The sequence below is a fragment of the Streptomyces sp. DSM 120436 genome, from assembly GCF_055778765.1.
In genome coordinates this window covers 326,010-350,113 of sequence record NZ_JBSKBS010000001.1, presented here as the reverse complement: position 1 = coordinate 350,113, position 24,104 = coordinate 326,010, and the positions used below count along the sequence as shown (strand labels likewise).

General features: G+C 73.6%; 18 protein-coding genes. 8 read left to right on the top strand and 10 right to left on the bottom strand.

What is annotated here, in order from left to right; genetic code table 11:
* Positions 1-147 precede the first annotated feature (147 nt).
* From ACWH4W_RS01540 to ACWH4W_RS01530, 3 genes are all read left to right on the top strand, one after another.
* A complete protein-coding gene (locus ACWH4W_RS01540) occupies positions 148-3,957 on the top strand; it encodes an ABC transporter ATP-binding protein (RefSeq protein WP_473074057.1) in 3,810 nt (1,269 codons plus the stop codon).
* A gap of 112 nt (positions 3,958-4,069) precedes the next feature.
* Positions 4,070-4,459: a hypothetical protein gene (locus ACWH4W_RS01535; protein WP_473074056.1), complete on the top strand. Its 390-nt coding sequence runs from the start codon at positions 4,070-4,072 to the stop codon at positions 4,457-4,459.
* A 106-nt stretch (positions 4,460-4,565) separates the two neighbouring features.
* Positions 4,566-5,999 (top strand): S28 family serine protease, encoded by a 1,434-nt coding sequence (locus tag ACWH4W_RS01530; RefSeq protein ID WP_473074055.1) that lies wholly within the window; start codon positions 4,566-4,568, stop codon positions 5,997-5,999.
* Positions 6,000-6,012: 13 nt separating this feature from the next.
* Here ACWH4W_RS01530 and ACWH4W_RS01525 read toward each other — a convergent pair whose 3' ends face one another.
* On the bottom strand, positions 6,013-6,633 hold the full coding sequence (locus ACWH4W_RS01525; protein ID WP_473074054.1) for a hypothetical protein: 621 nt from the start codon (positions 6,631-6,633) through the stop codon (positions 6,013-6,015).
* Between the two features lie 227 nt (positions 6,634-6,860).
* A complete protein-coding gene (locus tag ACWH4W_RS01520; RefSeq protein ID WP_473074053.1) occupies positions 6,861-8,705 on the bottom strand; it encodes a glycoside hydrolase family 3 protein in 1,845 nt (614 codons plus the stop codon).
* A 366-nt stretch (positions 8,706-9,071) separates the two neighbouring features.
* Between ACWH4W_RS01520 and abc-f the strand changes: the two genes are divergently transcribed.
* Positions 9,072-10,691, top strand: a complete 1,620-nt coding sequence (gene abc-f, locus ACWH4W_RS01515) for a ribosomal protection-like ABC-F family protein (RefSeq protein WP_473074052.1) — start codon at positions 9,072-9,074, stop codon at positions 10,689-10,691.
* Between the two features lie 9 nt (positions 10,692-10,700).
* Here the strand turns inward: abc-f and ACWH4W_RS01510 are convergent, their stop codons facing one another.
* The gene (locus ACWH4W_RS01510) at positions 10,701-11,630 is read right to left on the bottom strand and encodes a LysR family transcriptional regulator (RefSeq protein ID WP_473074051.1); all 930 of its coding nucleotides are present in this window, start codon (positions 11,628-11,630) and stop codon (positions 10,701-10,703) included.
* 194 nt (positions 11,631-11,824) lie between these two features.
* Complete coding sequence (locus tag ACWH4W_RS01505) at positions 11,825-12,625, bottom strand: sugar phosphate isomerase/epimerase family protein (protein WP_473074050.1); 801 nt, start codon at positions 12,623-12,625, stop codon at positions 11,825-11,827.
* 113 nt (positions 12,626-12,738) lie between these two features.
* Between ACWH4W_RS01505 and ACWH4W_RS01500 the strand changes: the two genes are divergently transcribed.
* Entirely contained in the window at positions 12,739-13,284 is a 546-nt protein-coding gene (locus ACWH4W_RS01500) for a hypothetical protein (protein ID WP_473074049.1), read from the top strand.
* A 69-nt stretch (positions 13,285-13,353) separates the two neighbouring features.
* Here ACWH4W_RS01500 and ACWH4W_RS01495 read toward each other — a convergent pair whose 3' ends face one another.
* Positions 13,354-14,415, bottom strand: coding sequence for a LacI family DNA-binding transcriptional regulator (locus tag ACWH4W_RS01495; RefSeq protein ID WP_473074048.1), 1,062 nt, complete (start codon positions 14,413-14,415; stop codon positions 13,354-13,356).
* Positions 14,416-14,721: 306 nt separating this feature from the next.
* Here ACWH4W_RS01495 and ACWH4W_RS01490 point away from each other — a divergent pair, with 306 nt between their 5' ends.
* Genes ACWH4W_RS01490 through ACWH4W_RS01480 form a run of 3 tightly spaced genes read left to right on the top strand, consistent with a single transcriptional unit; the run spans position 14,722 to position 17,854 of the window.
* Positions 14,722-15,873, top strand: a complete 1,152-nt coding sequence (locus ACWH4W_RS01490; RefSeq protein ID WP_473074047.1) for a Gfo/Idh/MocA family protein — start codon at positions 14,722-14,724, stop codon at positions 15,871-15,873.
* Positions 15,870-17,024: a dihydrodipicolinate synthase family protein gene (locus tag ACWH4W_RS01485; protein WP_473074046.1), complete on the top strand. Its 1,155-nt coding sequence runs from the start codon at positions 15,870-15,872 to the stop codon at positions 17,022-17,024. The genes ACWH4W_RS01490 and ACWH4W_RS01485 overlap by 4 nt, the downstream gene beginning before the upstream one ends.
* Positions 17,021-17,854 carry a sugar phosphate isomerase/epimerase family protein gene (locus tag ACWH4W_RS01480; RefSeq protein ID WP_473074045.1) on the top strand — a complete coding sequence of 278 codons (834 nt, stop codon included), beginning with the start codon at positions 17,021-17,023 and terminating at the stop codon, positions 17,852-17,854. The genes ACWH4W_RS01485 and ACWH4W_RS01480 overlap by 4 nt, the downstream gene beginning before the upstream one ends.
* A gap of 215 nt (positions 17,855-18,069) precedes the next feature.
* On the opposite strand, the gene rbsD is transcribed toward ACWH4W_RS01480, so the two are convergent.
* From rbsD to ACWH4W_RS01455, 5 genes are all read right to left on the bottom strand, one after another.
* The gene (rbsD, locus tag ACWH4W_RS01475; RefSeq protein ID WP_473074044.1) at positions 18,070-18,459 is read right to left on the bottom strand and encodes a D-ribose pyranase; all 390 of its coding nucleotides are present in this window, start codon (positions 18,457-18,459) and stop codon (positions 18,070-18,072) included.
* Positions 18,456-19,361 (bottom strand): ribokinase, encoded by a 906-nt coding sequence (locus ACWH4W_RS01470; RefSeq protein WP_473074043.1) that lies wholly within the window; start codon positions 19,359-19,361, stop codon positions 18,456-18,458. The genes rbsD and ACWH4W_RS01470 overlap by 4 nt, the downstream gene beginning before the upstream one ends.
* A 187-nt stretch (positions 19,362-19,548) precedes the next feature.
* On the bottom strand, positions 19,549-21,507 hold the full coding sequence (locus ACWH4W_RS01465) for an ABC transporter permease/substrate-binding protein (protein WP_473074042.1): 1,959 nt from the start codon (positions 21,505-21,507) through the stop codon (positions 19,549-19,551).
* On the bottom strand, positions 21,497-23,029 hold the full coding sequence (locus ACWH4W_RS01460; protein WP_473074041.1) for a sugar ABC transporter ATP-binding protein: 1,533 nt from the start codon (positions 23,027-23,029) through the stop codon (positions 21,497-21,499). The genes ACWH4W_RS01465 and ACWH4W_RS01460 overlap by 11 nt, the downstream gene beginning before the upstream one ends.
* Positions 23,026-24,066 (bottom strand): LacI family DNA-binding transcriptional regulator, encoded by a 1,041-nt coding sequence (locus ACWH4W_RS01455; protein WP_473074040.1) that lies wholly within the window; start codon positions 24,064-24,066, stop codon positions 23,026-23,028. The genes ACWH4W_RS01460 and ACWH4W_RS01455 overlap by 4 nt, the downstream gene beginning before the upstream one ends.
* Positions 24,067-24,104: the final 38 nt, after the last annotated feature.

The following is a 24,104-nucleotide window of genomic DNA, read 5'->3' as shown; positions in this document are numbered from 1 at the left end:
TCATCCGGGTGCGAAGGAGAAGTTCAGTCGAGCAACCTGGCCGGACTTGCACCCTGCCCGCAAGCCTCCAAATGTTGCGGAGGGATGAAATCCGCTTCCGGCGGCGTTGGTGCCTTCCGGAAGATCAGGACGATCGGAGGGCACCGCGTGACAGCGCAACGGGGATGGGCACGACGACTGGCCGCCTACGCGTGGCGGCACCCCAAGGACGTCGTCCTGGCCCTCGGGTCCTCCCTCGGCGGCATGGCGGTCATGGCCCTCGTCCCGCTGATCACCAAGGTGATCATCGACGACGTCATCGGCGACAAGACCCGGGACATGGGCACCTGGGCCGGCCTGCTGATCGGCGCCGCCCTCGCCGTCTACGTCCTCACCTACGTCCGCCGCTACTACGGCGGACGCCTCGCCCTCGACGTCCAGCACGACCTGCGCACCGAGATGTTCGGGTCGATCGCCCGGCTCGACGGCAGACGCCAGGACGAGCTGTCCACCGGACAGGTCGTCGGCCGCGCCACCAGCGACCTCCAGCTCATCCAGGGCCTGCTCTTCATGCTGCCGATGACCATCGGCAACCTGCTGCTGTTCCTGATCTCCCTGGTGATCATGGCGTCGCTGTCCCTGCCGCTCACCGCCGTCGCGCTCGCCGTGGCCCCCGCCCTGTGGTGGATCGCCAAGCGCAGCCGCACCCGGCTGCACCCCTCCACCTGGTACGCGCAGGCGCAGGCGGGCGCCGTCGCCGGGGTGGTCGACGGCGCGGTCAGCGGCGTGCGCGTGGTCAAGGGCTTCGGCCAGGAGGACCAGGAGACCGGCAAACTCCGCGAGGTCGGCCGCCGGCTGTACGCGGGACGCCTGCGCACCATCCGGCTGAACTCCCGCTACACCCCCGCCCTCCAGTCGGTGCCCGCGCTGGGCCAGGTGGCGATGCTCGCCCTCGGCGGCTGGCTCGCGGTGCGCGGGCAGATCACCCTCGGCACCTTCGTCGCCTTCTCCACCTATCTCGCCCAGCTCGTCGGCCCGGTCCGGATGCTCGCCGTCGTCCTCACCGTCGCCCAGCAGGCCCGCGCCGGCACCGAACGCGTCCTCGACCTGATCGACACGGAGCCGTCCCTCACCGACGGCACCAAGGACCTGCCCGCCGACGCCCCGGCGACCGTCGAGTTCGACGACGTCGCCTTCGGCTACGACCCCGAGCGGCCCGTCCTGGACGGCCTGTCCTTCGAGATCCGCCCCGGCGAGACCCTCGCCGTGGTCGGCGCCTCCGGCTCCGGCAAGTCCACCGTCTCCCTGCTGCTGCCGCGCTTCTACGACGTCACCCGCGGCGCCGTCCTGGTCGGCGGCCACGACGTGCGCGAGCTGACCACCGAGTCGCTGCGCGCCGCCATCGGCCTGGTCCCGGAGGACTCCTTCCTGTTCTCCGACACCGTGCGCGCCAACATCGCGTACGGCCGCCCCGACGCCACCGACGAGCAGATCGAGGCCGCCGCCCGCGCCGCCCAGGCCGACCGCTTCATCGCCGAACTGCCCGACGGCTACGACACCACCGTCGGCGAACACGGCCTGACCCTGTCCGGCGGGCAGCGCCAGCGCATCGCCCTGGCCCGCGCGATCCTCACCGACCCGCGCCTGCTCGTCCTGGACGACGCGACGTCCGCCGTGGACGCCCGGGTCGAGCACGAGATCCACGAGGCGCTGAAGAGCGTCATGCGAGGCCGCACCGCCCACCCGTCGCCCGACCACCACCCCTCATCGAGCGCTGGCGCGCGCACCGCCCACCCGTCGCCCGACCACCACCCCTCATCGAGCGCTGGCGCGCGCACCACCCTTCTCATCGCCCACCGCCGCTCCACCCTGAACCTCGCCGACCGCATCGCCGTCCTCGACGGCGGCCGGCTCGCCGACATCGGCACCCACGACGAGCTCCAGCGGCGCTGCCCGCTGTACCGCAGGCTGCTCACCGACCCCGACGAGCTGGGCGCCGTCTCCCCGGGCCACACCCCGCCCGCCGGGCCGCACGAGGAGGACACCTCCGTGCGGGCGGAGCTGGACGCCGAGTTCGACGCCGAGCGGGGCGTCACCCCCCGCCTGTGGACCGGCGACCGCGAGCCCAGGGACACCGCCCTGGACGGCGCCCCCGCCGGCCCGGAACTGCTCGCACAGGTCGCCGCCCTGCCCCCGGCCGACGACGTCCCCGACGTCGACGAGGAGCGCGCCGTCCGCGCCGAGGACTCCTACGGTCTGCGTCGTCTGCTCCAGGGCTTCCGCACGCCCCTGCTGATCAGCCTCGGGCTGGTCGCCGTGGACGCCGGCGCGGGCCTGCTGCTGCCGATCCTCATCCGGCACGGCATCGACGAGGGCGTCACCCGCGCCGCCCAGGGCGCGGTCTGGGCGGCCGCCCTGCTGGGCCTGCTCACCGTGCTCACCCAGTGGGCGGCGCAGACCGGCGAGATCCGGATGACCGGACGCACCGGCGAACGCGTGCTGTACTCCCTGCGGCTGAAGATCTTCGCCCAGCTCCAGCGGCTCGGCCTCGACTACTACGAGCGCGAGCTGACCGGCCGGATCATGACCCGGATGACCACGGACGTCGACGCGCTGTCCACGTTCCTGCAGACCGGGCTGGTCACCGCGTTCGTCTCGGTGGTCACCTTCTTCGGCATCATGGTCGCCCTGCTGGTGCTCGACGTCGGTCTCGCCCTCGTCGTCTTCGCCACCCTGCCCCCGCTGATCCTCGCCACGTACGTCTTCCGCCGGGCCAGCGTGAAGGCGTACGAGCTGGCGCGGGAGCGGGTGTCGGCGGTCAACGCCGACCTGCAGGAGTCGGTGGCCGGGCTGCGGATCGTGCAGGCCTTCCGCCGCGAGCGGGACGGCGCCCGGCGGTTCGCCGAGCGCAGCGCCGCCTACCGCAGCGCCCGCATCCGCGGCCAGTGGCTGATCTCGGTGTACTTCCCGTTCGTGCAGCTGCTGTCCTCGGTCGCCGCGGTGGCGGTACTGGTGGTGGGCGGCGGCCGGGTGGACGACGGCACGCTGGCCATCGGCTCGCTGGTCGCGTACCTGCTCTACATCGACCTGTTCTTCGCGCCCGTGCAGCAGCTCTCCCAGGTCTTCGACGGCTACCAGCAGGCGTCCGTCTCCCTCGGCCGGATCCAGGAGCTGCTGCGCGAGCCGACCTCCACCGAGGCGCCGGCCGAGCCGCTGCCGGTGACGTCCCTGCGCGGCGAGATCGCCTTCGAGGACGTGCACTTCTCCTACGGCGACGGCGAGGAGGCCCTCACCGGCGTCGACCTGACCATCCCCGCCGGGCAGACCGTCGCCTTCGTCGGCGAGACCGGCGCGGGCAAGTCCACCCTGGTCAAGCTGGTCGCCCGGTTCTACGACCCCACCTCCGGGCGGGTCACCGTGGACGGCGCCGACCTGCGCGACCTGGACCTGACCGCGTACCGGCACCGGCTGGGCGTCGTGCCGCAGGAGGCGTACCTCTTCCCCGGCACCGTCCGCGACGCCATCGCCTACGGCCGTCCGGACGCCACCGACGCCGAGGTGGAGGCCGCGGCCCGCGCGGTCGGCGCGCACGAGATGATCGCCACGCTGGACGGCGGCTATCTGCACGAGGTCGCCGAGCGCGGCCGCAACCTGTCGGCCGGGCAGCGCCAGCTGATCGCGCTCGCCCGCGCCGAACTCGTCGACCCGGACGTGCTGCTGCTCGACGAGGCCACCGCCGCCCTCGACCTCGCCACCGAGGCGCAGGTCAACGCGGCGACCGACCGCATCGCGGGCCGCCGCACCACGCTGGTCGTCGCCCACCGCCTCACCACCGCCGCCCGCGCCGACCGGGTGATCGTCATGGACCACGGCCGGGTCGCCGAGGACGGCACGCACGAGGAACTGCTGCGCAAGGGCGGCCGGTACACCGCGCTGTGGCGGACGTTCGTCGGCGAGGACGTGCCGGCGCCGGCCTGATCAGGCCGGGCCCCGCCGGCGCGCACCGGCTCGCGCAACCGTGCGACCCGTGCCGTGCGTCCGTACACGCGTGCGCCGTCGGTCGCGGCGGGCGCGGTACGGGAGGACGACTGTGCGCAGTGGAGCGACACACCGGCGGCTCGCGCTGGGCCTTGCGGTGCTGACCACGTCGGGGCTGCTCGCCGTGGCCGCGCCGGCCCAGGAGGCGGAGGCGGCCGCGCTGTGCCCGGGACGCAAGGTGCGGACCCTGCCCTTCTCCACCGGGTCGGTGCTCGTCTACAAGCGCGGCGGATACGTCTGCGCCGTCACCGTCGCCGGGAAGCAGGGCGTGAAGCGGACGATGGCGGTGAGCGTGCGGGCGCGCGGCGGACGCCCGGTGGTCGACGAGGGGCGCTTCGCCTACCACGCGGGCCCGGTGACCGTGCACGCCGGACGCCGCTGCGTCTGGGTCACCGGCCGGGTCGCGGCGGGCTCCGTCAGCTCCGGCTGGATCCTGTGCTGACCCCCGCGCCCACCGGACGCACACAGGGTTTTCCCTATGTCCCCTGGTGCGGTGAGGAGTTGGTCGAGTAGCTTCCGGCGCACATCTGTCTCACAGGGGAGTGCGCATGCGCAAGGCGCTCAGATGGCTGCTGGCGCTCACGGTGCTCATAGGCACACTGGGCACGGCCGGGGCGGCCACCGCCGCCGAGCCGGAGGCCACCGGCACCACTGACATCAAGGAGAGGCTGCTCGCGGTCCCGGGCATGAGCCTCATCGAGGAGAAGCCGTACACCGGGTACCGCTTCTTCGTCCTCAACTACACCCAGCCGGTCGACCACCGCAGGCCCGCCAAGGGCACGTTCCAGCAGCGGATCACCGTGCTGCACAAGGACACCGCGCGGCCCACCGTCTTCCACACCGGCGGCTACGGCGTCTCCACCACGCCCCGCCGCGCCGAGCCGACCCAGATCGTGGACGGCAACCAGGTCTCCATGGAGTACCGCTTCTTCACCCCGTCCCGGCCCGAGCCGGCCGACTGGAACAAGCTGGACATCTGGCAGGCCGCCAGCGACCAGCACCGCATCTTCACCGCGCTGAAGAAGATCTACACCGAGAACTGGATCTCCACGGGCGGCTCCAAGGGCGGCATGACCGCCACCTACTACGAGCGCTTCTACCCGAGGGACATGGACGGCGTCGTCGCCTACGTCGCCCCCAACGACGTGGTGAACAAGGAGGACTCGGCCTACGACCGGTTCTTCCGCACCGTCGGCACCCAGGAGTGCCGCGACCGGCTGAACGGCGTGCAGCGCGAGGCGCTGGTGCGCCGGGCCCCGCTGGAGAAGAAGTACGCGGCCTACGCCGCCGAGAACGGCTACACCTTCGACACCATCGGCAGCCTGGACCGCGCCTACGAGGCGGTCGTCCTGGACTACGTGTGGGGCTTCTGGCAGTACAGCACCGTGGCCGACTGCCAGGACATCCCGGCGGACGCGAAGAACGCCACCGACGAGGAGATCTGGAACTCCGTCGACGCGATCTCCGGCTTCTCGTTCTACACGGACCAGGGCCTGAGCCCGTACACGCCGTACTACTACCAGGCCGGCACCCAGCTGGGCGCGCCGACCATCCGCTTCCCGCACATCGAGAAGAAGTACGTCCGCTACGGCTACCAGCCGCCGCGCAACTTCGTGCCGCGCTCCATCGACATGAAGTTCCAGCCGCACGCCATGCGGGACGTCGACACCTGGGTCCGCCACAACGCCCGGCACATGCTGTTCGTGTACGGCGAGAACGACCCGTGGGGCGCCGAGCCGTTCCGCCTCGGCAAGGGCGCACGCGACTCGTACGTCTTCACCGCGCCCGGGATGAACCACGGCGCGAACGTGGCCGGCCTGGTCGAGAAGGAGAAGGCGCTGGCCACGGCCCGCATCCTGGACTGGGCGGGGGTCGCCCCGAACGCCGTCCAGGCGAACCCGGCGGCCGCGAAGCCGCTGGCGAAGTTCGACGCGAAGCTCGACCAGCGGGACGTCGAGCCGCGGCACGCGCTGCGTCCGTGAGGCCGGGGCGGGGTCACACCGGCACGGCGCAGCCGACCGGCAGGACTCCGCCCAGCCGGACGTAGAGGGCCGTGGACGCCGGGCAGTCGGACCGGGCGTCCACGGCCTTCGTCACCTTGAACTCCGGTGCCACGGGCCCGCTTCCGTCGCAGGCGGTCTCCCGGGCCCTGCCGCCGTCGAGGGAGTGGACGCAGTCGCCGACGACGGTGCGCGGACCGCCCCCGCCGCCCGGGTCGCCCGGGTGCGGCGGCTGGAGGTTCCGCATGCAGGCGTAGCCGCGCGGCACCATGCCGTCGCCGTCCTCGTCGGCGGCGGGCCGCCGCTCGCTGATGTGCAGCACGAAGTCGGTGGGGGGCGGGCACAGCGGCCCGTTGCGCGCGGTGCCGTCGTGCCGGGCCGCCACCCGTGCCGCGGCGCGCTCGCTCACGCAGGACACCTCGGTGAAGCTGGTGCGTCCGAAGGAGCTGCACTCGCCGACGTCGAGGAACACGGCCCCGTGCCCCGAGGGCCGCACCGGCGAGGCCGCGGCCGTCGTCCCGCCCGCCCCGTCCCGGGGCGCCTCCCGGCACCCGGCGAGCAGCACCGCCCACGCCAGGGCCCCCACGGCCCGTACCCCCCACGCGCGCACCCGCATCGACATCTCCCCGGAATCACCCGCCCCCAGCCTGACCGCCCGGTGCCGGGACACGCCGGACAAGGGGGGTCGTTCGCGCATATGGGGGGTGAGGGCCCGGGCGGGTGACGTAGAGGCGTTACGTCCGGCCGGGGAGGCGTCGTGATCACGGCTGACCAGGACGCCTCGCCCGGCCGTCCGGGCGGCACCGTCCGGGCATCACGGTCCGGACGAGGCGTCCCGGGCCGTCAGTACGTCAGCCCGTGTCCCACCGGGTACAGCACCGCCGCCGGGTCGTCGGCGCGCTGGACCGGGACGGGGAGCTTGCCGCGCGGGCGGGCCCTGCCGGCGATGGTGCGGGCCGCCGCCCGCAGTTCGACGTCGGTCCAGGAGTAGGACGCGAGGTACGCGCGGACGCCGGGCAGGTGGGCCACGTCGTACGGGTTGCGGACCGCCACCGCGACGACCGGCTTCCCGGTGGCCAGCAGTCGCTCGACGAGCGTCTTCTGGCTGCTGGAGCCGGTGACGTTGTACGTGCCCACGACCACCGCGTCCGCGTCCTGGGCGGCCGTCACGGCCCGGTCGACGGTCGCCGCCGAGGGCGCCGTCCCCGTGGACAGGGCGGTCGCGGTGAAGCCCAGCCCGGTCAGGGCGTCCGCGAGCACCCCGGTGGGCGGGCCTGTGGTGCCGGACGGGGAGGCCGGGTCGGCGCCGACCACCAGCACCCTGGGCGTCCGGCGGCGGGACAGCGGCAGCAGGCCGCCCTCGTTGACCAGCAGGGTGGTGCCGTGCTCGGCGATCCGGTCGGCCGCGGCCAGGTGCGACCGGGCGCCGACCACGCGGTCGACGCCGGCGTGGCTGACGTACGGGTCGTCGAACAGACCCAGACGGGCCTTCAGGCGCAGCACGCGCAGGATCGATTCGTCGAGGCGGGCCTCCGTCAGCTCGCCGTCCCGCACCGCCTTCAGGACCGCGTTCCAGGCGACGTCCAGGGACGGCGGGTTGAGCAGCTGGTCCACGCCCGCCCGCAGCGCCAGCACCGGCACCCGGTCGTCGCCGTACTTGGTGCGGACGCCCTCCATGCCGAGGGAGTCGGTCACCACGACACCGTCGTAGCCGAGTTCCTCGCGCAGGATGCCGGTGAGGATCGGGCGGGACAGGGTGGCCGGCTCCTCGGCGCCGTCGAGCGCCGGGACGACGATGTGCGCGGTCATGATCGAGTCGATGCCCGCGGCGATCGCCGCCCGGAACGGCGGCGCGTCCAGCTCCTCCCACTGCGCGCGCGTGTGGTGGATCCACGGCAGGTCCTCGTGGCTGTCGGTGACCGTGTCGCCGTGTCCGGGGAAGTGCTTGGCCGTGGCCGCGACGCCGGACGACTCGTACCCCTTCACCTCCGCCGCGACGAGCTCGGCGACGGAGCCGGGGTCGGAACCGAAGGAGCGCACGCCGATGACGGGGTTGGCCGGGTTGACGTTCACGTCGGCCACCGGGGAGTAGTTCTGCCGGATGCCCAGGGCGCGCAGCTCACGGCCCGCGATCCGGCCCAGGGTGCGCGCGTCGGACCGCGAGCCGCCCGCGCCGACGTTCATCGCGCCCGGCAGCAGCGTCGCCGGCTCGCCCACACGGGCCACGATGCCGTGCTCCTGGTCGGTCGAGATCAGCACCGGCAGACCGCGCGGCAGATCGAGGGACGCCTTCTGGATGCCGTTGGAGAGGTCGGCGATCTGGTGCGGGTCGCGGGTGTTGTGCGCCCAGGCGAAGTAGATGATGCCGCCGACCCGGTACCTGGCGACCAGCTCGGCCGCGGTGCGCACCCCGATCTCCTTCAGGTTGGCGTCGACGTCGGCCTGGTCGGGATCGGTGGCGGAGTGGCCGTAGACGCGCATGACGAAGAGCTGGCCGACCTTCTCCTCCAGCGTCATACGGGAGATGAGGGCGCGCAGCTTGCGGTCGTCGGGGCGGTGTCCGCCGGCGGCCGCGTGGACGGTGCCGCCGGCCGTCAGGACGGAGGTGACGCCCGCCGTCGCGGCGAGGACGGTGCGTCGGGACGGACGAGCGGTGCTTGCCGTGCTTCCGGGGCTGCTGTCGGGCACGTGCGCTCCTTTGGGAGGTGATCCGCGGGGACCGGGGGACCGGTGGGACCGGGGATCCGCTGAAGGAAACTGCCAGGAGGTCACCAATATCCGGGAAGTTTCTGCCGGTCAAGGGAGCGCACAGGTATCGCCGGTCAGCGCCGGTCAGCGGCGGATGGCGGGGCCGGGGGGCCGGGGGGCCGGGGAGGCGAGGGGGCGGCGACGGGGGAGCGGGAGCGGAGGCGTTCCGGAAGCGGGAGGGAGGGGCCGGGAGGGGCCGGGAGGCGAGACGGCGCGTCTTGTGTCTCGCCCGGATGTGGCGTAGGGTCGCCGAAAAGCGAGACGATACGTCTCGTCTCTTTCATGGAGTCCACCGAAGGGCGTCACTTGTTCCCAGCCACCGCGGTACCCGCCACCTCCCAGTTGGCCGTCACCGGCGTCACCAAGCGCTACGCCCACCACGTCGTCCTGGACCGGGTGTCGTTCACCGTCCGGCCCGGCGAGAAGGTCGCCGTCGTCGGGGACAACGGCTCCGGCAAGTCCACCCTGCTCCGCCTCCTGGCCGGAGCCGAGCGCCCCGACGACGGAGAGGTCACCGTGGTGGCCCCGGGCGGCGTCGGCCACCTGGCGCAGACCCTGGACCTGCCCGGGTCGGCCACCGTCGGCGAGGCCGTCGACCTCGCCCTGAGCGACCTGCGCCTCCTCGAACGCCGTATCCGCGAGGCCGGAGCCGCCCTGGACGGCGGCGAACCCGCCGCCGGCGACCGGTACGCCGCACTCGTCGCGGAGTTCGAGGCGCGGGGCGGGTACGACGCCGACCGCCGCGTCGACGTGGCCCTGCGCCGCCTCGGCGAACCGGACGGACTGGACCGCTCCCGGCGGCTCGGCACCCTCTCCGGCGGCCGGCGCTCCCGCCTCGCCCTGGCCGCCACCCTCGCCTCGGCGCCCGGACTCCTGCTGCTGGACGAGCCCACCAACGACCTGGACGACGAGGCCGTGGCCTGGCTCGAGGGGCGGCTGCGCGCACACCGGGGCACCGTCGTCGCCGTCACCCACGACCGGGCCTTCCTCGACCGGGTCACCGACGTGGTCCTGGAGATCGACGACCACACCCGCTCGGTACGCCGCTACGGCGACGGCTACGACGGCTACCTCACGGCGAAGGCCGCCGAACGCGCCCGTACCGCACGGGAGTACGAGGACTGGCGGACCGAGGTGGCCCGTCAGTACCGCCTCGCCGACTCCCACATCGGCCGCCTCGGCGCGATCCCGCGCAAGGGCCCCCGGGCGTTCAGCGGCGCGGGCGCCTTCCGGGCCCGCTCCCGGGCGCACGGCGCCACGGGCCGCATCCGCAACGCACGCGAGCGCCTGCACCGTCTCACCGAGAACCCGGCGCCCGCCCCGCCCGACCCCCTGCGGTTCACCGCCGCTCTCCAGGGCACGGCGGACGACGGCGGTGTGGAGGTGGCCGGCCTGCGCGTGCCCGGACGCCTCGCCCTGGACGCCCTGCGCGTCCCGGCGGGAGGGCGGCTGCTGGTCACCGGCCCCAACGGCGCGGGCAAGACCACGCTGCTGCGGGTCCTCGCCGGCGAACTGCTCCCCGGGCCCGGCGCGACGGTACGGCGGCCCGCCCGGGTCGGTTTCCTGCGCCAGGTGGCCGCGCCCATGACCGCCGAGGAGGGGCGCCGGTCCCTGAGCGCGTCCTTCGGCCAGGACCGCGCCGAGACGCTGCTCGCCCTCGGCCTGTTCCGCGCGGCGGACCTGGACCGGCCCGTCGGGGACCTCTCCACCGGGCAGCGGCGCCGCCTGGAACTGGCCCGCCTGGTCGCCGAACCGCACGACCTGCTGCTGCTCGACGAGCCGACGAACCACCTCTCGCCCGCCCTGATGGAAGACCTCCAGGCCGCCCTGGCCGCCTACGCCGGCACCCTCGTCGTCGTCTCCCACGACCGGCGCCTGCGGGCGTCCTTCGACGGTCCCGTCACGCGACTGGCGCCCGTCGGGTGAGCCCGGCCGTCAGGCCCGGTTTCCGCGGGGCCCGTGCGCCGAGACCGCCGGCCAGTGATCGACCAGCGTGCGGACCGTCTCCGCGATCGCCGGACGCCGCGCCGCACCCGTGCGCCACAGCGCGTACAGCCGCCTCACGGGCACCGGGTCGAGCGGCACCTCGACGACCCCGGCGGGCAGCGGACCGCGCCCCAGCCGGGGGATCAGCGCGATGCCCAGCCCGGCCGCGACCAGGGCGACCAGGGTCGGGTTCTCGTCGGCCGTGTGCACGATCTCCGGTTCGTGCCCGGCCGCGCGCAGGGTCCGCACCAGCCACTCGTGGCAGACCCGCCCCGGCGGCTGGCAGATCCACCGCTCCTCGGCCAGCTCCTCCCGCCGCACCGCCGTCCGCCCCGCGAACCGGTGCCCCTCGGGCACCAGCAGATCGCACAGGTCGTCCCCGACGACCCGCTGCTCGACGCCGGCCGGGGCGGGCAGCGGCGCGATGTCCCAGTCGTGCGCGACCACCAGGTCGACCGCGCCCTTGGCGACGAGGTCCACGGACAGATGCGGGTCCACCTCGGTCAGCCGGGTGTCCAGCGCGGGGTGCCGGCGGGCCAGGTCGGCCAGCACCGGCGGCATCAGCCCGCGCGCGGCCGAGGCGAACGCGGCCACGGTCAGCCGCCCGGACGGCACCCCGCGCCGCTCCTCCAGCTCGGTCTCCGCGCGCTCCACGATGGCGATCAGCTCCCCCGCGGCGCGCACCAGTTGACGCGCCTCGTCGGTCAGCCGCACGCCCCGGCCCTCCCGCTCCAGCAGCACGGTCCGCGTCTCCCGCTCCAGCTTGGCGATCTGCTGCGAGACGGCGGAGGAGGTGTAGCCGAGCGCGGCGGCGGCGGCGCCGACGGTGCCGTGCACGGAGACGGCGTGCAGGGCGCGCAGACGCTGGAGGTCGAGCATGGAGACACCCCTGAATGGTCAGTGATACTTCATCCAACCATGCAGCAGATGTCACTGGTGCTGAAGAGTCGTCACCGGAAAACCCCGGCGCCCGCGACCCCTCGGGGGCGCGGGGAACCGCGCGCCCAGCCACCACGAACCCGCACGCGCGGACGGTGCGTGACCGACCCTCGGGTGCCCGCGTCAGCGAAGACTCACGCCGACTCGTTCAGCAGCCGCGCCACGTGCTCGCGCCCGACCCCCAGCACCTCCTGAAAAGGCGCGGCCGCGTCGTACCACCGCTTCTCGTACTCCCAGCACAGCCACCCGTCCCACTCGTGCCGCGACAGCACCTCGACCACGTCGGCCAGCGGCAGCACCCCCGCTCCCAGCGCGACCGGCGTGGTGTCCTCCGCGGAGGCGATGTCCTTCACCTGGACGTACCCCAGGTGCGGCGACAGCGCGGCGAAGCTGTCCACCGGCTGCTCGCCGCCGAGCCACGTGTGCATCACGTCCCACAGCGCGCCCACGTGCCGGTGCCCGACCAGCCCCAGCACCCGCATCGCGTCCGCACCGGTGCGGTGCGAGTCGTGCGTCTCCAGCAGGATCCGTACGCCCCGGTCGGCCGCGTACTCCGCGGCCGTGCCCAGCCGCCGCGCGGCCGTCGCGTCGGCCTCCTGGGCGCTCTGCCCGTCACCGCCGCCGGGGAGGACCCGGACGAACGGGGCGCCGATGTCCCGGGCGAGATCGACCAGCGCGCGGACCTCGGCGAGGAGCGGCTCGTCGTCGCCGGGCGCGGCGGCCCGGGCGTACCCGGCCACCCCCAGGACCTCGAGCCCGGCCGCCTCGAACCCGGCGGCCACGTCCGCCCGCTGCTCCGCGGTGAGGCCGGGGTGGACGGGCTCCTCGGGGTGGGCGCGCAGCTCCACTCCGTGGTAGCCGTGCGCGGTCGCAAGGGCCGTCACTTCGGGGAGAGGGAGGCCGGGGACGCCGAGGGTGGAGAACGCCAGTTTCATGGGTACGGGACTACCCCCGAGGCGCGGGGGCGACTCCTCCCCGTCACTCCGGTGCCGCACAAGCGCCCTGCACTCGGCGCCTCCTTCGCAGCGCGGCTCCGACCTGGACGCACATGACAGAATCCTGTCGCATATCCTCCTCCACCTCGGGTGAGACGCTCGCCGCGATCCTGCTGTGCACCCTCGCGCTGCCCGGCTGCAGTTCCGAGGACGAAGGGCTCTCCTGTCCCGCTCCGGACAACGTCTGCGGAATACCCGCCGACAAGGAGATCCTGGAATCGCTGCTCCACGACGGTGACGAATTCGTACAGGACACTGGCTACTTCAGCCTTGAAGAAGGCCAGTTCTGTCACGTGTACGTGGACGGGAACGAGGCCGTGATCAGCGACGCCGACTGGGAGGAGAGCGGATGCACGGCGCGTGACCACTTCGAGCGGTACGAGGTGCGGGACATACGCTACTTCGGTGGCGGCGCATGCGCTTCCTGTCGCAACGGCGTGGTGACGGTGATCCCATGTCCCGGGGTCAGCGACAAGGGAGACGTCGTCGCTGTGGCCGTCGAAGACCTGCGCTCGAACGAGGAATCCCCACCTCTGCTGGAGAAGTCGGGCCCTCCTTACCTCGAGGCGTACAGGAAGAAGCTCGGCTGCCCTTCCTGAGGTGCTGCCGGGCGCGGCTCGGTAGGGGCGGGTCGCGCAGTTCCCCGCGTCCCTGGAGGGCATTGCCCTTTAGCCTCCCGAGGACTGAGCCCGCGGCCCCGCCGTGGACCCCCGCACCGTCAACTCCCCCCGCACCGACGCGATCCCCCCGGCCGGCGCCTCCTCCCGCCCCATCGCGATCCGCCCCGCCCGCGCCCCCGCCTCCGCGAGCGGCAACCGGACCGTCGTCAGCGCGGGCACCACGTCGATGCTGAACGGCAGGTCGTCGAAGCCGGCCACCGACACGTCGTCCGGGATGCGCAGCCCCGACTCCCGCAGCGCCGCGCACGCGCCCAGCGCGACGGAGTCGTTCGCCGCGACCACGGCGGTCAACGACGGGTCGCGGCGCAGGAGTTCGAGCGTGGCCTCGTAGCCGGACCGCCGGTCGTAGCGTCCGTGCACGGTCCACCGCGGGTCCTCCTCGACGCCGTGCGCGGCCAGCGCGGCCCGGTGGCCCTCCAGGCGGTGCCGGGTCGTGGTGCGCTCCTCGGGACCCGCGATGTAGCCGAGCCGCCGGTGCCCGAGCCCGATCAGGTGCTCGGTGAGTTCCCGCCCGCCGCCCCGGTTGTCGAAGGTCAGCGCGATCGCCCCGGTCTCGGGCGCCTGCGGCCGGCCGCACAGCACCACCCGCGTCCCGGCGTCCGCCAGCTTCCGCAGCTTGGCGTCCATGGCCGCCTTGTGCTGCGCGTCCTCGATCGCCCCGCCGGTCAGCACCACCGCGGCGGCCCGCTGCCGCTGGAGCAGTGTGAGGTAGGTCAGTTCGCGCTCGGGCGAGCCTCCCGTGTTGCACACCACGGCGAGCCTCTCCCCGCCCGCGCGCCCGCCGGGGCCGCCGATCTCCGACTGGATCGCGCTCGCCATGATCCCGAAGAACGGGTCCGCGATGTCGTTCACCAGGATGCCGACCAGGTCGGAGGTGGCGGCGGCGAGGGCGCTGGCGGGGCCGTTGAGGACGTAGTCGAGTTCGTCGACGGCCTTGAGCACCCGCTCACGGGTGGACGCGGCCACGGGATAGTTCCCGTTGAGCACACGCGACACCGTCGCGGGGGAGACCTGCGCCCGCGCCGCCACGTCCGCCAGGGTCACCGTCATGTCTCGTCCTCCGCCTCGCCGCCGTGCCGTCCGCCCGCCGTGCCGTACGCCCGGTGCCGTACGCGTCGTGCACACCCGCGCCCGCACCGGGGGTTCCGAGCAGACCCTACGGCCAACGGCCCGGTCGTTCGCCCCCTCGAACAGGTCGGGATCGGCAGTGGTCTTGTCCACACCGCGGTCCAGGGGCTAGCTTCTGTCTGTATAGAAAGCGCTTGCTGTCACGCCCACCAGTCCCGCCGCTCCTCCGGAAACGCGTGGGACGCGTGCGGCGTACGCGGCGCGCGGACCGCGTACGAAGGGAACGACGTGACACGCAAGACGGTGCGTATCGCCATGAACGGTGTGACCGGACGCATGGGCTACCGCCAGCACCTCGTCCGCTCCATCCTGGCCCTGCGCGAGCAGGGCGGCCTCGACCTCGGCGACGGCACCGTGCTGTGGCCCGAGCCGGTGCTGGTCGGCCGCCGCGAGCACGCGCTGCGGGCGCTGGCCGAGCGCCACGGACTCGAACACCTCTCCACCGACCTGGACGCGGTCCTCGCCGACGACAGCGTGGACGTCTACTTCGACGCCCAGGTGACCTCCGCCCGCGAGGAGGCGATCAGGAAGGCGATCGCCGCCGGCAAGCACGTCTACACCGAGAAGCCCACCGCCACCGGCCTCGACGGCGCCCTGGAGCTGGCCCGCCTGGCGAACGCCGCCGGCGTCAAGCACGGCGTCGTCCAGGACAAGCTGTTCCTCCCCGGCCTGCTCAAGCTCAAGCGACTGATCGACGGCGGCTTCTTCGGCCGCGTCCTGTCCGTGCGCGGCGAGTTCGGCTACTGGGTGTTCGAGGGCGACTGGCAGGAGGCGCAGCGCCCGTCCTGGAACTACCGCGCCGAGGACGGCGGCGGCATCGTCGTCGACATGTTCCCGCACTGGGAGTACGTGCTGCACGAGCTGTTCGGCCGCGTGCGCTCCGTGCAGGCGCTCACCGCCACCCACATCCCGCAGCGCTGGGACGAGAACGGCAAGCCCTACGACGCCACCGCCGACGACGCCGCCTACGGCGTCTTCGAGCTCGACGGCGGCGTGATCGCACAGATCAACTCCTCCTGGGCGGTCCGGGTCCACCGCGACGAGCTGGTCGAGTTCCAGGTGGACGGCACCGAGGGCTCCGCCGTCGCCGGTCTGCGCACGTGCCGCGTCCAGCACCGCTCCGCCACCCCCAAGCCGGTCTGGAACCCGGACGTCCCCGCCACCGAGGCGTTCCGCGACCAGTGGCAGGAGGTGCCGGACAACGGCGAGTTCGACAACGGCTTCAAGGCCCAGTGGGAGCTGTTCCTCAAGCACGTCCACGCCGACGCCCCCTACCACTGGGACCTGCTGGCCGGCGCCCGCGGCGTCCAGCTCGCCGAACTCGGCCTGCGGTCCTCCGCCGAGGGCCGCCGCCTCGACGTGCCGGAGATCGTCCTGTGACCCTCCGCCTGCCCGACGCGCACGGCGCGCTGCGCGTCCACGAACCCCGCACCGACCCCCTCGCGCTCACCCCGGGCGCCGCCCTCACCTCCCGTACGGTCTTCTCGGCCGCGCACGTCGTCGCCGACCCGTACGCCGACACCACCCCCGACGCGCCCGCCGCCGTCGACTGGGACGCCACGCTCGCCTTCCGCCGCCACCTGTGGGCGCACGGGCTCGGCGTCGCCGAGGCGATGGACACCGCGCAGCGCGGCATGGGGCTGGACTGGGCGGGCGCGGCCGAGCTGATCCGGCGGTCGGCCGCCGAGGCGAGGGCGGTCGGCGGCCGCATCGCCTGCGGGGTCGGCACCGACCAGCTCACCGGCCCGGCGGCCCTCCCCGAGGTCCGCGCGGCGTACGAGGAACAGCTCGCGGTCGTCGAGGAGTCGGGCGCGCAGGCGATCCTGATGGCCTCCCGCGCCCTCGCCGCGACGGCCCGCGGCCCCGAGGACTACCTGGAGACCTACGGCCACCTCCTCCGCCAGGCCGCCGAGCCGGTGATCCTGCACTGGCTGGGCCCCATGTTCGACCCGGCGCTGGAGGGCTACTGGGGCTCGTCCGACCTGGACGCGGCGACGGACACCTTCCTCGACGTCATCGCCGCCCACCCCGACAAGGTCGACGGCATCAAGGTCTCCCTGCTGGACGCGCAGCGCGAGATCGACCTGCGCCGCCGCCTGCCGAAGGGCGTGCGCTGCTACACCGGCGACGACTTCCACTACCCCGAGCTGATCGCGGGCGACGACCAGGGCTTCAGCCACGCCCTGCTCGGCATCTTCGACCCGCTCGGCCCGCTGGCCGCGGAGGCGGTCCGGGTCCTCGACACCGGCGACACGGACGGCTTCCGCGCCCTCCTCGACCCCACCGTCGACCTCTCCCGCCACCTCTTCCAGGCCCCCACCCGCTTCTACAAGACCGGCGTGGTGTTCCTGGCCTGGCTGGCCGGCCACCAGACCCACTTCACGATGGTCGGCGGCCTGCAGTCCGCCCGCTCCCTGCCCCACCTCGCCCGTGCCTACGAACTCGCCGACCGCCTCGGCCTGTTCCCCGACCCCGAGCTGGCCGAGGACCGGATGAGGACCCTGCTGCACCTGTACGGAGTGACGCCGTGAGCGACCTGACCCGCTTCAGCATCAACCAGATGACCGTCAAGCAGCTCACGCTCCCCGGCCTGGTCGCCGCCTGCCGCGACCTGGGCGTCCCGGCGGTCGGCCTGTGGCGCGAACCGGTCCGGGAGTACGGCGTGGAGGCGGCCGCCAAGCTCGTACGGGACGCGGGCCTGGCGGTGACGACGCTGTGCCGGGGCGGCTTCCTCACCGCGACCGATCCGGACGAGCGGGCGGCGGCCCTCGCCGACAACCGCCGCGCCGTCGACGAGGCGGCCACGCTCGGCACGGACACCCTGGTCCTGGTCTCCGGCGGCCTCCCGCCCGGCTCGAAGGACCTGCGGGCGGCCCGCGAACGCATCGGGGACGCGCTGACGGAACTGGCCCCCTACGCCGAGGAGCACGGGGTGAGACTGGCGATCGAGCCGCTGCACCCCATGTTCGCGTCCGACCGCTGCGTGGTCTCCACGCTCGCCCAGGCCCTGGACCTCGCCGAACGCTTCCCGGCCCACCAGGTCGGCGTCACCGTGGACACGTACCACGTCTGGTGGGACGACACGGCCCCCGAGGCCGTCGCCCGCGCCGGCGCCCAGCACCGCATCCACGCCTTCCAGCTCGCCGACTGGATCACCCCGCTCCCCGAGGGCGTCCTCAACGGCCGCGGCCAGATCGGCGACGGAGCGATCGACCTGCGCGCGTGGCAGCGCCGCGTGGAGGCGGCGGGCTACACCGGCCCCATCGAGGTCGAACTCTTCAACGAGGAGCTGTGGGCCCGCGACGGCCGCGAACTCCTGGCGGAGACGGCGCGGCGGTGGGCGGAGAACGTGGAGGTGTGAACCGGCCCGCGGGGTGTCCTCGGGCAGTCGAAGAAACTTCGCGGGGCCGTACAACCCTCCCCCCACCCCGCCCGTCTACGTAGCGTCAGGACTTCCGGGTGGGGACCCGGGGGGGATTTCAGGGAGGTCCTGGCAGGGGGAGGGAAGCGAGGGGCCCGGTCGACGGACCGGGCCCCTCGGAGTTCGCGCGGACGCCCGTCAGGGGGCGGGGCGGCTCAGAAGAAGACCCCGCACCGCAGCAGCACGTTCGCGTACGGGCTCGCTTCGCCCGTGCGGACCACCAGCCGCGCCCCGGACGTCAGTTCCTTCAGCCGCTCGTGCGGGACGTACGCCAGCTCCGGGAAGTGGCCGGCCAGCAGCGACGCCGCCGCCGGGTTCGCGTCCCGCACCTCCTCCGCCGCCGTCGCGCCCTCGACGGCCAGCTCGTCGAGCAGTCCCTCCAGCACCTCGGCGAAGGAGGGCACCCCGGCCCGGAAGGCCAGGTCCACCACGCGCGGCCCGGCCGGTATCGGCATCCCCGCGTCGCACACCAGCACCCCGTCGGTGTGGCCGAGTTCGGCGAGGGCGCCGGCGAGGTGCCGGTTCAGGATCCCGCGCTTCTTCACAGCGCCGCGACCTCCGCCGCCGTCGGGAAGGACACCTGCGCGCCCTCCTTGGTGACCGTCGCCGCGCCCACCCGGGCCGCGTAGGCGGCGGCCTCGGCGAGCGGCTCGCCGAGGCCGAGCCGCCACGCCAGCGCCGCGGTGAACGCGTCGCCCGCGCCCGTGGTGTCCACGGCCTCCACCGTCACCGACGCGACCCGCGCGATCCCCGCCGAGGAGGCGACCAGCGCCCCCTCGCCGCCCAGCGTCACCACCACCGAGCGCGGGCCCTTCGCCAGCAGCAGCCGTGCCCAGTCCTCGGGTTCGTCGCTCACCCCGGCGCTGTCGCCGAGGATGACCTTCGCCTCGTGCTCGTTGACGATCAGCGGGTCGCAGGCCGCCAGCACCTCCGTCGGCAGCGGCCGCGGGGGCGACGGGTTGAGGACGAAGCGGCTGTCCGGAGACAGGCCCCGCACCACCTCCGCCACCGTCTCCAGCGGGATCTCCAGCTGCGTCGACACCACCCGCGAGGCGTGGAAGAGGCTCGCGGCGGCCCGCACGTCCGCCGGGGTCAGCCGGCCGTTGGCGCCGGGCGAGACGACGATGCTGTTGTCGCCCGACGGGTCCACCGTGATCAGGGCGACGCCGGTCGGCGCACCGCCCACCAGCACGCCCACCGTGTCCGCCCCGGCCTCGCGCAGCGAGTCCAGCAGCAGCCGGCCGTGCTCGTCGTCCCCGACCCGCGCCAGCAGGGCGGTGCGCGCGCCGAGCCGTGCGGCGGCGACCGCCTGGTTCGCGCCCTTGCCGCCCGGGTGCACGGCCAGGTCGGAACCGAGCACCGTCTCCCCGGCGCCCGGCCGGCGCTCCACCCCGATCACCAGGTCGGCGTTGGCCGAACCGACGACCAGGAGGTCGTAGTCGTACATGAATTCGCTCCCCGATCCGCTGAGGAGGGCGGGCGGTCGAGGTGACCGCCCGCCCCTGAGCCTCTGAGCCCCTGTGCCCTTGAGTTCCTGAGCCTCTGAGCCCCTGTGCCCTTGAGTTCCTGAGCCTCTGAGCCCCTGTGCCCTTGAGTTCCTGAGCCCGTGAGCCCTTGTGCCTTCGTGCCCGGTGTCAGCCTTCGAAGCCGGCCACGTTCTCCTCGGTGACCACCTTCACCGGCACCTTGACCATCTTCTCCACCTTTTCGTCCTCGGCGGCCCGCAACGCGTTCCGCACGGCGATCCGGCCGAGTTCGCTCGGCTGCTGGGCGACGGAGGCGTACAGCGTGCCCGCCTGCACCGCCTTCAGCCCGTCCGGCGTGCCGTCGAAGCCGACGACCTGCACCGACGTGCCGGCCCTGGAGCCGAGCGCCTTGATCGCGCCGAGCGCCATCTCGTCGTTCTCGGCGAAGACGCCGTCGATGTCGGGGTGCGCCTGGAGCAGGTTCGTCATCACGTCCAGGCCCTTGGTGCGGTCGAAGTCCGCGGGCTGCTTGGCGACGACCTTGATGCCCGGGTAGTCCTTCAGGCCCTCGGCGAAGCCCGCGCCGCGCTCCCGGCTGGCGGAGGTGCCGGCCTGGCCCTGGAGGATCACGATGGTGCCCCGGCCGCCGAGCTTCTCGGCCAGCGCCTCGGCGCCGAGCGCGCCGCCCTCGACGTTGTCGGAGGCGACCAGCGCGGAGGTGTCCGCCTTGTTGACGCCGCGGTCCACGGCGATCACCGGGATGTCCGCCTGGTTCGCGCCGCGCACCGAGGGACCGGCCGCGTCGGAGTCCACCGGGTTGACGACGACCGCGTCCAGCGAGCCGCTGGTGAAGTTCTGCAGCTGGTTGGCCTGCTGGGAGGCGTCGTTCTGCGCGTCGGTGACCGTCAGGTCGACGCCCAGCTTCTCCGCCTCCTCCTCGGCGCCGTCGCGGATCTGCACGAAGAACGGGTTGTTGAGCGTCGACAGCGACAGGCCGATCCTCGGCTTGGCGGTCCCGGACGAGCCGCCGTGCAGCAGCGAGGTGGCGCCGACGACCGCGACGGCGACGACGGCCGCGATCACGTACGTCAGTGCCTGCTTGCGCCTGTCGCCGCCGCCGGACGCGCCGGCCGCCGGGGCGGTCGCGCCCGCCTTGCGGCGCAGCGTGTCGAACAGCACCGCCAGCGCGATGACCACGCCGATGACGACCTGCTGCCAGAACGCCGACACCGACAGCAGGTTGAGCCCGTTGCGCAGCACCGCGAGGATCAGCGCGCCGATCAGCGTGCCGGACGCCTTGCCGGTGCCGCCCGCGAGGGAGGCGCCGCCGATGACGACGGCGGCGATCGCGTCCAGCTCGTAGCCCTGCGCGGCCTGCGGCTGCGCGGACGCCAGCCGGGAGGCGAGCACGATGCCCGCGGCGGCGGCGAACAGCCCGGAGAAGGCGTAGATGGCGAGCTTCTGCTTCTTCACCCGCAGGCCGGACAGGCGCGCGGCCTCCTCGTTGCCGCCGATCGCGTACATGGAGCGGCCGATGTACGTGCGGCCCAGGACGAACGCGGTCAGCAGACCCATGACGACCATCACGAGCACCGGCACCGGCAGCCAGCCGCCGAGCGTGTCACCCAGGTGGGAGACCGAGTCGGGGAAGGCGATGGGCGAGCCCTGCGAGATCACCAGCGACAGACCGCGCGCCACCGACAGCATCGCCAGCGTCGCGATGAACGGCGGGAGCTTGCCGTACGAGACGAGGAAGCCGTTGACCAGGCCGCAGGCGATGCCGGTCGCCACGGCGAGGAGGACCGCGAGGACCACCGGGATCCCGGCCTCCGTCGCGCTCCAGGCGAGGACGGTCGCGGACAGCGCGGCCACCGAGCCGACCGACAGGTCGATGCCCGCCGAGACGATCACGAAGGTGACGCCGAAGGCGAGGATCGCGGTCACGGCGGCCTGGACGCCGACGTTGAGCAGGTTGTCGGCGGTCAGGAAGTCCCCGGACAGCGCCGACATGGCGATCACGAGGAGGATCAGCGCGGTCAGCGCGCCGTTGTCGAGGAGCAGCCGGCGCAGGCCGCCGGTGGCGCCGCCCTGCGCGCCCGGCTTGCTCTTGAGCGTGTCAGTGGCCACCGGGGGCCTCCGTTCCGTTGCTGGGGGAAGTGGTGCCGACGGCGAGGGCCATCACGGCGTCCTGGGTCGCCTCGGCGGCGTCCAGTTCGCCCGCGAGCCGGCCCTGCGCCATGACCAGGACCCGGTCGCTCATGCCGAGCACCTCGGGCAGGTCGCTGGAGATCATGAGCACCGCGGCGCCGGCCGCCGTCAGCTCGTTGATCAGCTGGTAGATCTCGACCTTCGCGCCGACGTCGATGCCGCGCGTCGGCTCGTCGAGGATGAGCACCCTGGTGTCCGCCAGCAGCCACTTGCCGATGACGACCTTCTGCTGGTTGCCGCCGGACAGGGTGCGCACGTGCTGGCCGAGACCGGCCATCCGCACGCCGAGCTGCCCGGCGATGCGGGCCGCCGCCTCGCGCCGGCCCTTGAGGTCGACCAGCCCGGCGCGGGAGGAGGAGCGGAGGGTGACCAGGCCGAGGTTCTCCTCCACGGAGGCGTCCAGCACCAGCCCCTGGCCCTTGCGGTCCTCGGGCACCAGACCGACCCCGGCCTCCATCGCGGCGTTCACGTCGTGGCCGCGCAGCCGCACCCCGCCGACGTGCACCGTCCCGGCGTCGTACGGGTCGGCCCCGAACACCGCCCGGACCACCTCCGTCCGCCCGGCCCCGACCAGCCCCGCGATGCCGACGACCTCACCGGCCCGCACCTCGAAGCTCACGTCGTGGAAGACGCCGTCGCGCGTCAGCCCCTCCACCTTCAGCAGGGCGTCACCGGCGTCGGCGCGCTCGCGCGGGTACTGCTGCTCGATGGACCGCCCGACCATGAGACGGACCAGCTCGTCCTCGGGCGTGGAGGCGGGCACCTGCCCGACGCTGCGCCCGTCCCGGATCACGGTGACCCGGTCGCCGAGCGCGGCGATCTCCTCCAGGTGGTGGGTGATGAAGACGATGCCGACGCCGTCCTCGCGCAGCCGCCGCACGATCGCGAACAGCTTCTCGACCTCCTCGGAGGTCAGCACGGCGGTCGGCTCGTCCATGATGAGCACCCGCGCGTCCAGGCTGAGCGCCTTGGCGATCTCGACCATCTGCAGCCGCGCGATGCCCAGTTCCCGCACCCGCGCCCGCGGCGACACGTCCACCCCGACGCGCTTGAGCAGCACCTCGGCGTCGGCGTCCATCGTCTTCCGGTCGATCATCCCGAACCGGCGCGGCTGCCGCCCCAGGAAGATGTTCTCCGCGACCGTCAGATCGGGGACCAGGTTGAACTCCTGGTAGATGGTGGCGATCCCGAGCCGCTCGGAGTCCTGCGCACCGCTGATGCGCACCTCCTCGCCGCCGACCGTGATCCGGCCGGCGTCGGGCGTGTAGGCGCCGGACAGCATCTTGATCAGCGTGCTCTTGCCGGCGCCGTTCTCACCGAGCAGCACGTGCACCTCACCCCGGCGCAGCTCGAAGTCGACGCCGTCGAGCGCGACCACGCCGGGGAAGGTCTTGCGGATGCCCTCGATGCGCAGCAACTCGTCAGGACTGCGGCTGCTCACGGCGTACTCCTTCGTACGGGGGAGGGGGACGGTTCTTGCGCGGCGGCGGCCTCGCCGCACGAGCGGCGCACGACGAGCCGGGCGGGGAGGGTGACGGACTCACCGGCCCGCCCCTCGATCCGGTCGACCAGGGCGCGCACGGCGGCCCGCCCCAGGTCGCGGACCGGCTGGGCGATCGCGGTGACCGGCGGGTCCGTGTGCACGAACCAGGGGATGTCGTCGAACGCGGCGAGCCCGATGTCGTCCGGCACCCGCAGCCCGCGCGCCCGGACCGCGTCCAGCGCGCCGAGCGCCATCAGGTTGTCGGCGGCGAAGACGACCTCGGGCGGTTCGGCGAGGTCGAGGAACCCCTCGGTGACGCGGCGCCCGCTGCCGGCCTGGAAGTCGCCCTGCCCGATGTAGGCGTCGGGCAGCTCAAGACCGTGCGCGGCGAGCGCCGCCCGGAAGGCGTCCACGCGTTCCCGGCCGGTCGTGGTGGCGGCGGGCCCGGCGATGATCGCGAGCCGCCGGTGCCCGAGCCCGTACAGATGCGCGACCAGGTCGCGTACGGCGGCCGTCCCGTCCGAGCGGACCACGGGCACGTCCACGCCCGGGATCCACCGGTCGACGAACACCATGGGCGTCCCGGCCCGCGCGGCCCCGAGCATGCCGGGCGAGCCGCCGTCGGTGGGGGAGACCAGCAGCCCGTCGATACGGCGGTCCAGCAGGGTGGTGACGTGGTGGTCCTGGAGGTCGGGCCGCTCGTCGGCGTTGCCGATGATCACGCTGTACCCGAGCGCGCGGGCCTCCTCCTCGACGGAGCGGGCCAGCTCGGTGAAGTACGGGTTCATCACGTCGCTGATGACCAGCCCGAGGGTGCGGGTCTGGTCGGTGCGCAGGGACCGGGCGACGGCGTTCGGCCGGTACCCCAGCCGCTCGACGGCGGCGGTCACCCGGCGCCGTGCGTCCTCGCTGACCGACGGGTGCCCGTTGAGCACGCGCGACACCGTGGCCACGGACAGGCCTGCCTCGGCGGCGACGTCCTTGATACCCGCCATGCCCGATCCACCTCCTCGTGGAATCGATTACACGGAGG